At 60.9% G+C, this 8128-nt stretch carries 11 protein-coding genes and 1 pseudogene; 9 read left to right on the top strand and 3 right to left on the bottom strand.

Going from position 1 to position 8128, the window contains the following annotated elements; genetic code table 11:
• Positions 1-280 (top strand): hypothetical protein (locus ACZBJS_RS41470; RefSeq protein ID WP_463440230.1); only part of this gene is annotated, 280 nt, incomplete at its 5' end.
• Here the strand turns inward: ACZBJS_RS41470 and ACZBJS_RS41465 are convergent.
• Both ACZBJS_RS41465 and ACZBJS_RS41460 read right to left on the bottom strand, forming a co-directional pair.
• Complete coding sequence (locus ACZBJS_RS41465) at positions 277-1269, bottom strand: nitrilase-related carbon-nitrogen hydrolase (RefSeq protein ID WP_316399421.1); 993 nt, start codon at positions 1267-1269, stop codon at positions 277-279. The two genes, ACZBJS_RS41470 and ACZBJS_RS41465, sit on opposite strands and share 4 nt — an antisense overlap.
• A 42-nt stretch (positions 1270-1311) precedes the next feature.
• Entirely contained in the window at positions 1312-1965 is a 654-nt protein-coding gene (locus tag ACZBJS_RS41460; protein WP_316399422.1) for an FMN-dependent NADH-azoreductase, read from the bottom strand.
• Between the two features lie 201 nt (positions 1966-2166).
• Here ACZBJS_RS41460 and pdxR point away from each other — a divergent pair, with 201 nt between their 5' ends.
• From pdxR to ACZBJS_RS41420, 8 genes are all read left to right on the top strand, one after another.
• Positions 2167-3588, top strand: coding sequence for a MocR-like pyridoxine biosynthesis transcription factor PdxR (pdxR, locus tag ACZBJS_RS41455; protein ID WP_316399423.1), 1422 nt, complete (start codon positions 2167-2169; stop codon positions 3586-3588).
• Between the two features lie 126 nt (positions 3589-3714).
• Positions 3715-4170, top strand: a complete 456-nt coding sequence (locus ACZBJS_RS41450; protein WP_316399424.1) for a carboxymuconolactone decarboxylase family protein — start codon at positions 3715-3717, stop codon at positions 4168-4170.
• A gap of 106 nt (positions 4171-4276) precedes the next feature.
• On the top strand, positions 4277-4597 hold the full coding sequence (locus tag ACZBJS_RS41445; protein WP_316399425.1) for a DMT family transporter: 321 nt from the start codon (positions 4277-4279) through the stop codon (positions 4595-4597).
• A gap of 199 nt (positions 4598-4796) precedes the next feature.
• Complete coding sequence (locus tag ACZBJS_RS41440) at positions 4797-5273, top strand: tyrosine-type recombinase/integrase (RefSeq protein WP_463440229.1); 477 nt, start codon at positions 4797-4799, stop codon at positions 5271-5273.
• A gap of 86 nt (positions 5274-5359) precedes the next feature.
• Positions 5360-5584, top strand: a complete 225-nt coding sequence (locus ACZBJS_RS41435; protein ID WP_316399481.1) for a DoxX family protein — start codon at positions 5360-5362, stop codon at positions 5582-5584.
• Positions 5581-6561 carry a zinc-binding alcohol dehydrogenase family protein gene (locus ACZBJS_RS41430; RefSeq protein ID WP_463440228.1) on the top strand — a complete coding sequence of 327 codons (981 nt, stop codon included), beginning with the start codon at positions 5581-5583 and terminating at the stop codon, positions 6559-6561. Before ACZBJS_RS41435 ends, ACZBJS_RS41430 begins: the two co-directional genes overlap by 4 nt.
• Before the next feature lie 125 nt (positions 6562-6686).
• A complete protein-coding gene (locus tag ACZBJS_RS41425; protein WP_316399479.1) occupies positions 6687-7139 on the top strand; it encodes a hypothetical protein in 453 nt (150 codons plus the stop codon).
• 70 nt (positions 7140-7209) lie between these two features.
• The gene (locus ACZBJS_RS41420; RefSeq protein ID WP_463440227.1) at positions 7210-7578 is read left to right on the top strand and encodes a hypothetical protein; all 369 of its coding nucleotides are present in this window, start codon (positions 7210-7212) and stop codon (positions 7576-7578) included.
• A gap of 438 nt (positions 7579-8016) precedes the next feature.
• Here the strand turns inward: ACZBJS_RS41420 and ACZBJS_RS41415 are convergent.
• Positions 8017-8128, bottom strand: a pseudogene (locus tag ACZBJS_RS41415) (IS5/IS1182 family transposase); the annotation flags it as partial.

Below are 8128 nucleotides of genomic sequence, written 5' to 3'. Positions count from 1 at the left end.
GGGTGCTCCATCGGTTCACATCAGCGCCAATGAATGCCATATCCTCACCGTCCTCACCGCCGCCGCCCGCACCATAGCATCTCCCTTGGAGGCTTTCGGACGCCGGCCGCCCGAGTATGCCGCGCCGTCGCCGCCGCGGCCGGCATCCGAAACCCTTCACAGGAACGGACGTATCGGTGACCGAACTGAGCGCCGGGAGTCCGCCATTCCATATGAGCACAATGGATTTGCAGCCCGGACCTCCAAAGAACACAGCCTCGCGCAATTGCGCCCGCACTAAGCTGCCTCGCCCTTATCTTCATCAATTGGCTCAACGACGATCGGCAAAGTATGCGTACCGCGCTCATGGATGTGCGCCGCCGCTGTGCGGTCTATGGCCAGGCTGAGAACTTCCGGTCGACTGTAGTGGCCGCGCGAGTCCATGAGTTGCTTGCGCCGATCGATCAACGCGAAATCGAGATCGGCAATCACCTGACCTTCACCGGAACGGAGGGGTTCGCCGATCAGTTCACCTTCGGGCGAAATGATTGCCGTGAAGCAGCCGCCGGAGATTGGTCCAATGCTGCACCCGGTGTCCTTCATGATCTGTGCTTGCTGTTCGCTATCCAACCACGCTGTTGCGTTGACGACGAAACAGCCGGCTTCAAGGGCGTGTTGGCGAATATTGACTTGTGTCTGCTCGGCAAATCGTTCACCCGCGAATGAACCCGGATACATCGCCGAATGGATCTGTTCGCCGTCCGCCATCAGGGCGTAGCGCGCCAGCGGATTGTAATGCTCCCAGCATGTCAGCTGGCCGATACGGCCGACGGCGCAGTCCACCGCGCGCAACCCGGAGCCGTCGCCCTGGCCCCAAATCATGCGCTCATGGAAAGTGGGACTGATCTTCCGACGGCGTTGGATCAGGTCGCCGTCTGCGTCGAACAACAATTGCGTGTTGTAGAGCGTGCCGCCGTCCCGCTCATTGACACCGATCGACACGACCATCCTGGCCCGCCTCGCAGCCTCAGCGATGGCCTCTGTAGTGGCCGAGGGTACCGTTACCGCCTGATCGAGCAGCCTGAGGTGCTCCTTGCCGGTTCTGATCTCGAAAGGGGTCTGCACGAATGAGAAATAGGGATAATACGGCACCACCGTTTCGGGGAACGTGGCGAACTGAGCCCCCAGCTTGGCGAGTTCCCCGATCTTCTGAACTACTTTTTGCACCGTTCCTTCCCGGCTGTAAAGCACGGGGCTGATCTGTACGGCAGCGGCTTTGACGATAGTCATGCTATTCTCCACGAATGCAAATTGAATCGATGGGACCGCTGCTCATACCACTTGCTGGAACGACGCCTTTGAATTACGCGCAAAACGGAGAAAGAACCCCTGCATCGCTTGATCGGCTCTGGTGCGGGCTTTGGCGAACGCATCAGGACCAAGGGCCGAGCCTTCAACGGAGAAGAACGTCAGGTCATGCAGGCCGATGGTGCTCAGGATAGCTTTCAGATACGGCGTGAGAAAATCCGGCTGATGCGTGCGCTCCCCAGAAAATCTTCCGCCCGAGGACACCGCGACAAAGACTGGACGGTCGCGCAGTGCGCCCAGTTTTCCTTCGGCAGTCACGTTGAAAGTTCGACGGACTCGAACGACGTGATCGATCCACGCCTTCAGAGCGACGGGCACCGTGAAGTTATGCATTGGAGTTGCGATGACCACGAAATCGGCGCTCTCCAGCTCCTGAATCAGTTGTTCTGACCGGGACATGGAGCCCTCGGCAAACAGTTCCGCGGACGATCGCTCGGTGCTGCCAAGAGCAGTCGCGTAGCTTTCATCGAGATCGGCGATGGCGCGACCGATCGGTCGAATGATGACGGTTGCCGTGAGCTCGCCATCCAGCAAATAGTCGATGATTTTTTGAGATAATCTGTAGCTCTCCGATGCCTGTCCGCGGGGGCTGCAAATCAAATGCAGTATTTTCATCATCTGCTTTCCAATCGCTGCGGTCTAACTCTGTTCATCAACGATAAGCAATTGCAGCCTGCATCCAAGGGCCATAAATGAGCTTTGCGAGTGGTCCATGATTGCCCGTGCGATAGTTTCGGCGTTGCAGCCCGCGAGGGGTGGAGACCGATCCGAGCCGTTGTGGCATAGTAGGTTTCGTTCCTCCACAGGTCGGATCGGGCCATGCCTGCCGTGAAACCTGAAAAAATCTCCCCGCTTGATCCAACGGCGGCCGCACCGTTCTACCGGCAAATTTACGATCGGTTTCGCGACGCTATCGCTACTGGAATGCTGAAGCCTGGCGACCGCATTCCTTCGGCACGGTCGCTGACCAAGGAATTGGGGCTGGCCAGAGGTACCATTGAAACTGCTTATTCCTTGCTGGCCGCGGAGGGGTATATCGAGGCACGAGGGCAGGCAGGGACCGTTGTCAGCCCCGAGCTCAAGCCGCGAACGGCCATTACTGGCCCGGTGCCGCTGCCGAATCCCAACTTCGACACTGTCAGTTTTCGCCCGGATTCCATCCTGCCGTTCCAGATGGGCTTGCCGGCCTTGGATGCGTTTCCCCGCAAGATCTGGGCGCGCCTTGGCGCGCGCAGTGTGCGAGCCATGCAGCCTTCTGATATGATCCATCCATCTGTGTATGGCTTGCCGCTGCTGCGTGCGGAAATCGCCAGGTATCTCCAGGTTTCGCGGGGACTCAGCTGCTCGCCATCACAGGTGTTCGTTACCTCGGGATATCGTCAAACTGTTGAACTGATCGGTCATGCCCTATTGAAAGCGGGTAATCGCGTCTGGCTCGAAGACCCCGGATACCCGCCCACACGGGAAATATTCAACCGTATGCACATTGAAGGCGTCTCGGTGCCGGTCGACGGGGAGGGCATGGTTGTTTCCGATGCCGTCAAGCTGGCGCCGCGGGCGCACGCGGCGGTGGTCACACCTGCGCATCAGAGCCCACTCGGCATGTCCTTGTCGTTACCCCGGCGCCTCGCGCTGTTGGACTGGTCCGCGCGAAACAAGGCATGGATCATCGAAGACGATTACGACGGCGAATACCGCTATGTCAGCCGCCCGCTCCCTGCGTTGAAGAGCCTCGATCGTGATGGGCGGGTGCTCTATGCTGGCACGTTCAGCAAGGTGTTATTTCCAGGCATCCGCCTCGCCTATCTCGTGGTGCCGGAAGAGCAGGTCGAGCAGTTTGAGCAGGTCACTGAAAGCCTTTCGGCGGGCTGTCCCGGGCTGACGCAAACCATCGTCACTGCATTCATCGGTGAGGGACATTTTGCACGCCATATCCAGCGGATGCGAAAACTCTATGCGGAGCGTCGGGAAGCGACCGCGGCAGGCCTGGAAAGCGTGCTGGGAAAATATGTACGCATAGATTTGCAGCCCGGGGGCATGCACCTGATCTTGCGTCTTCGAGGCAACCGTTCAGACCGCCGGCTCGTTGCAAGCATGCGGGAACAGAATCTGTACGCGGAGGCGCTCACGGACTGGACGACGCGTAACGATGGAGTTTCGGCCCTCCTTCTGAATTTCACGAACATTGACTCTCGGCGCACGGCCGAAAATTTCGGACGGCGCATCTTAAAATTGATGTGACGGCAGTTTGGGCCCGATCTCCTGGAGCTTGGAATCATGGCCCAGCTATAAAGGCCGATCTTGGACCTTCTTGAATAGGCCAAGATAGGAGACGATGGAATCCTTCAACCATATGAGGATTCAATCATGAACAAGCGCATCGATTACGCCAAGGCTTCACCGGAAGGCTTTAAGGCTTTCGGAGGTGTCTACGTCTATCTTCAAAAAAGCGGCCTTCCAAAGCAACTGGTCAATCTCGTGTACCTGCGGGTGTCGGAGATCAACGGCTGTGCCTACTGTATGGATATGCACTCCCGCGACCTGCTCAAGTCTGGCGTCGCCGAAGACAAGCTCGTGCTGGTGCCTGTGTGGCGCGACGCGGGGGAAGTCTTTAGTGAGCGCGAACGCGTTGCGCTGGCTTGGACCGAAACTGTGACGCGGGTCGCCGAAACCGGCGTTCCCGATGCCGACTATGAGGCCGCCGCTCGCGAATTCAGCGACAAGGAACTCGCTGACCTCACCTATGCGATCGGCTTGATGAGCGCGTTCAATCGATTGGGAATTTCGTTCCGCTCGATCCCTGCTGCCGTCAGTAAGGCTTGAGGCGCCATCAGCAACGCGTCGCGCATGGAAATTCGTCCATGCGCATCCGGGCCCCTCACGAGCGCCGCCAGGCCGTACCCCGGCGACTAGCGAATGGATTGACCCCATGGCATGGATGATATTGGTCTCCGCTGGCCTTCTCGAGATCGGATTCGCCTTCGGTATGAAGTGGTCCGCAGGATTCACGCTGCTGATACCAGCGGTGTTTACGGCTGCCACCGGTTTGTCGAGTGTCTTTCTTCTCTCGCAGGCGCTCCGCACACTTCCCGTAGGAACGGGGTACGCCGTCTGGACCGGTATCGGCGCCGCGGGTACCGCGGTTCTGGGTATCGCAGTGCTGGGCGACTCTGCGTCGCCGGCGCGGATGCTTTGCATTACTTTGATTGTGGCAGGCGTGATCGGATTGAAACTTGTTTCCGCAAACTAAGGATGCCGCTGGAGGCGTTCAGGGGGTGACCATTCTTCTCTGGCGGCAGCAACCAGCGTCCGGTTTGGGCCCAGCGGACTAAACCGCTCGCGCGGTAGGACAGCGCGGCTGGCGACACGGCCAAGACGATAGCGCAACGGGGCGTCCTGTCTTGAGATTGAGGGGTTGCAACAACCTCACTCAAGACAGGAGCATCCCCATGACCGACGAGGCAATGAGCCCGTTGCGCCGGCGCATGATCGAAGACATGACGATCCGCAAGTTGGCGCCGAAGACCCAACATGACTACGTGCAAAGGGTCAAGAACTTCGCGGCGTTTCTCGGGCGCTCGCCTGATACGGCGAGCTTCGAGGACGTGCGCCGTTACCAGCTCCATCTGGCTTCGAGAGGCGTTGGTGTGCCGACCATCAACCAGACTGTCTCGACGCTGCGGTTCTTCTTCCGGGTGACGCTGAAGCGCCACGAGATCGTCGAGCATACGCATGTCATTCACGAGCCGCGCAAGCTGCCGGTGGTGCTCAGCGTCGAGGAGGTGGCGCGGCTGCTCGATGCCGCGCCGGGCCTGAAGTACAAGGCGGCGCTGAGCGTGGCCTACGGTGCGGGCCTACGCGGCCGCCGAGGTGGTTTCGCTCAAGATCTCCGACATCAACAGCAAGCGCATGATCATCCGCGTTGAGCGGGGTAAGGGCGGCAAGGACCGTAATGTCATGCTGTCCCCACACCTGCTCGACAACCATCGCGTTTGAGCTCGGTGCCGGCATCATGCTGCTCGTCGGCCTGCTTATCCGGCCGATCGCGCTGCTGCTGGCCGGGTTCTCACTGGTCACCGCGTTCATATTCCACGACCAATTCGCCGATCAGATTCAGATGATCATGTTTCTAAAGAACGTGGCCATGGCGGGTGGATTCTTATTGCTCGCCACGCATGGGGCACGTGGGTTCAGCGTTGACGCGCTGCTCGTTAGTCGCGTTGAGGTGCGGGCATGAGCGCGAAGATGCGGGCGGCTGTGATCCGCTCAGCCGGCGGTCCCGAGGTTTTGAAGGTCGAGATGCTACCGATCCCGAAGCCGCGCGCCGGCGAGGTGCTGATCCGTATTAAAGCGTTCGGACTCAACCGCTCGGAGCTGTTCACCCGGCAGGGGCACTCGCCGAACGTCGCCTTCCCCCGCGTGTTGGGGATCGAGGCGGCGGGGGTCATCGAAGCGGCACCCGGCGGCGAATTCGCGCCCGGCACCGTAGTGGCGACCGCGATGGGTGGCATGGGCCGGCAGTTCGACGGTGGGTATGCCGAATTCACGATGGTGCCAGCTACGCAGGTGCAGGCGGTTCCAATCGAACTGCCCTGGGAGGTATTGGGCGCCATCCCCGAGATGCTGCAAACCGCGTGGGGCTCACTGTTCAAGTCGCTCCGGCTAAACAGCGGCGAGCGGCTACTGATCCGGGGCGGCACCACCTCGGTGGGGCTGGCGGCGGCAGCAATCGCCAGGAAGCACGGCGCGTTCGTCGCCGCAACAACGCGGCGGCCCGATCGCGAGGTGCTGCTCCGCTCAAATGGCGTTGACCAAGTTTTCATAGACACCGGCGCCATCGCCGAGCAGGTACACGAGGTTTGCATCGGCGGCTTCGACAAGGTGCTCGAGTTGGTCGGCGCGACGACGCTCATGGACTCGCTCCTCTGTGCCCGGTCGGGCGGCACCGTATGCATGACGGGAATGGTCGGCAACGCATGGTCATTTGAGAGGTTCAGCCCGATGGATGCTATCCCGACGGCGGTGAGCCTGACGACCTATGCGGGCGGCGCCGAGGACTTTATGCGGATGCCGCTCGACGACCTGGCAGGCCAAATCGCGGCAGGCGAGCTGCGCATTCAGATTGGGCGGACATTTAGACTGGAAGAGATCTCCGAGGCTCATCGCTGCATGGAAACCAATGCCGCGGGCGGGAAGATTGTCATCCTGCCGTGAACATAGCAGATCTGTTTGCAACAGAGCCTGGTTTTTCTGGACCAGTTTCTTGGGGCTATCAGGCATGACATCGCAATTTCTAGCGGCTTCCGACTGAGCCGATTCAGCGGGAGAATGGGCGGGTCATGGCCCCGAAACATCACCCGGCTCCCCTCTCCGGCGGCGACCGCAAGGCGTTGAAGAAGGAGCTGGCGCGCGCCCGTGCAATGACATCGATACTGGCCGAGCGGTCATCCGAGAAGCGCGCCGCCGGCGAGGCCTTGATTCGCGAGGCGGACGATCTCGCCTGCCAAAGCTGGAACGAGATGATGTGGGCGGATGGCGGACCGATCGATCCGTCGCCCTCGATCGACCAGGCGATCAACGGCGGTTACCCCTGGCTGGAGATCCGATGCTCGCGCTGCAAGACGCCGCGCGCGGTCGACCTGGCCGCGCTGCCCCATGTCGCGACGACCTGCGTGCATGACCTCGCCGGCCGGCTGCGCTGCGTGAAGTGCGGAAGGGCCGGCAAGCGGCCCGCCGCCGAGCTGCTGCAGCTCGCGCGCCGCCGGCCGAGCCAGATGGACGACGCGCCATGACCGCCCTCACCCGCCTGATCGCGAGCGCCAGGAATGCTGGCACATCTTCTCTGGTGACATCCACGTCGGCATGATCGCCGAGCGCTCGGGGATTCCAGCGTCAGCCGATCGATGGGGTTGGACTCTCGGCTTCACGCCACCGCCGCACTGCGCCAATCGCGCCCAAGGCACTGCCGCTGATTTCGAGACCGCGCGCGCTGCCTTTGAAGCCGCTTGGCTGACCTTCCAGCCGGAGTGCACCGAGGACGATTTCCGCGCGTACCGCCGGCAACAGGCGTTCGCGAACTGGAAATACACAATGTGGCAGCGCGGCTGCCGGCTGCCGACGCAAAACGAGAGCGGACAATCCACATGCTTCTGCGGCGCGTCGCTGGACGACACCAGCTTTGCCGAGCATGTCTACGCCACACATATGACGGCCGGGGAAACCGCGCAGTGAAGAAAATGACCGAAGATCGTCCCTGTGCCGATCCAGAGAAGGCCGCACGCCGGCTGATGGAGCACGCGCGGGCCTTCGAGCCGGTCCAAGATGGCCGCATCTACATCGAGAAGCTGAATGGACCGCTCCTGCATGGGGACAAGGCGACACCGGCTGAGTACACGGCGGGACTGAAGTTTGCGATCGAGCGCGGCTGGCTCGAGCCGGTCCACGAGAGCGGCACCTTCACCAGGATGACGCAGGCCGGAAAGGACCTGTTCGCTAGAAAAAGCCCCAGCTCTTGTCGGGGAAGATTCCGGAGCTGGGGCATTGGGGGCATCTTGAGATCGCCGCCTGCTAGTGGCGGTCTGTACATCCGAGACCGGGACAGCAGGCAGCACTCTGAACCCTCTCCCGCTCGGCGAGTTCCGGCATTCACAAATGTAAATCTCGCAGGGATCATCCGACCCGATCACGGCCACGGAATCTGGTCTTCTCTTGCCCGGCGACCGTCTTGATCCAGCCGAATGCCTCCTCAATCCGCTTGCGGATGCGCTGGCTGACAGCATAA

It is taken from the genome of Bradyrhizobium sp. KZN70725 (genome assembly GCF_055264925.1).
Note: the sequence above shows the minus strand (reverse complement) of the source record. Positions and strands in the feature narration are given on the sequence as shown.

Excerpts from the sequence above, each read along its gene's own strand:
- ACZBJS_RS41465 (WP_316399421.1), bottom strand. The coding sequence starts at position 1,269 with ATGACTATCGTCAAAGCCGCTGCCGTACAGATCAGCCCCGTGCTTTAC.
- ACZBJS_RS41460 (WP_316399422.1), bottom strand. The coding sequence starts at position 1,965 with ATGATGAAAATACTGCATTTGATTTGCAGCCCCCGCGGACAGGCATCG.
- pdxR (WP_316399423.1), top strand. The coding sequence starts at position 2,167 with ATGCCTGCCGTGAAACCTGAAAAAATCTCCCCGCTTGATCCAACGGCG.
- ACZBJS_RS41450 (WP_316399424.1), top strand. The coding sequence starts at position 3,715 with ATGAACAAGCGCATCGATTACGCCAAGGCTTCACCGGAAGGCTTTAAG.
- ACZBJS_RS41445 (WP_316399425.1), top strand. The coding sequence starts at position 4,277 with ATGGCATGGATGATATTGGTCTCCGCTGGCCTTCTCGAGATCGGATTC.
- ACZBJS_RS41440 (WP_463440229.1), top strand. The coding sequence starts at position 4,797 with ATGACCGACGAGGCAATGAGCCCGTTGCGCCGGCGCATGATCGAAGAC.
- ACZBJS_RS41435 (WP_316399481.1), top strand. The coding sequence starts at position 5,360 with ATGCTGCTCGTCGGCCTGCTTATCCGGCCGATCGCGCTGCTGCTGGCC.
- ACZBJS_RS41430 (WP_463440228.1), top strand. The coding sequence starts at position 5,581 with ATGAGCGCGAAGATGCGGGCGGCTGTGATCCGCTCAGCCGGCGGTCCC.
- ACZBJS_RS41425 (WP_316399479.1), top strand. The coding sequence starts at position 6,687 with ATGGCCCCGAAACATCACCCGGCTCCCCTCTCCGGCGGCGACCGCAAG.
- ACZBJS_RS41420 (WP_463440227.1), top strand. The coding sequence starts at position 7,210 with ATGATCGCCGAGCGCTCGGGGATTCCAGCGTCAGCCGATCGATGGGGT.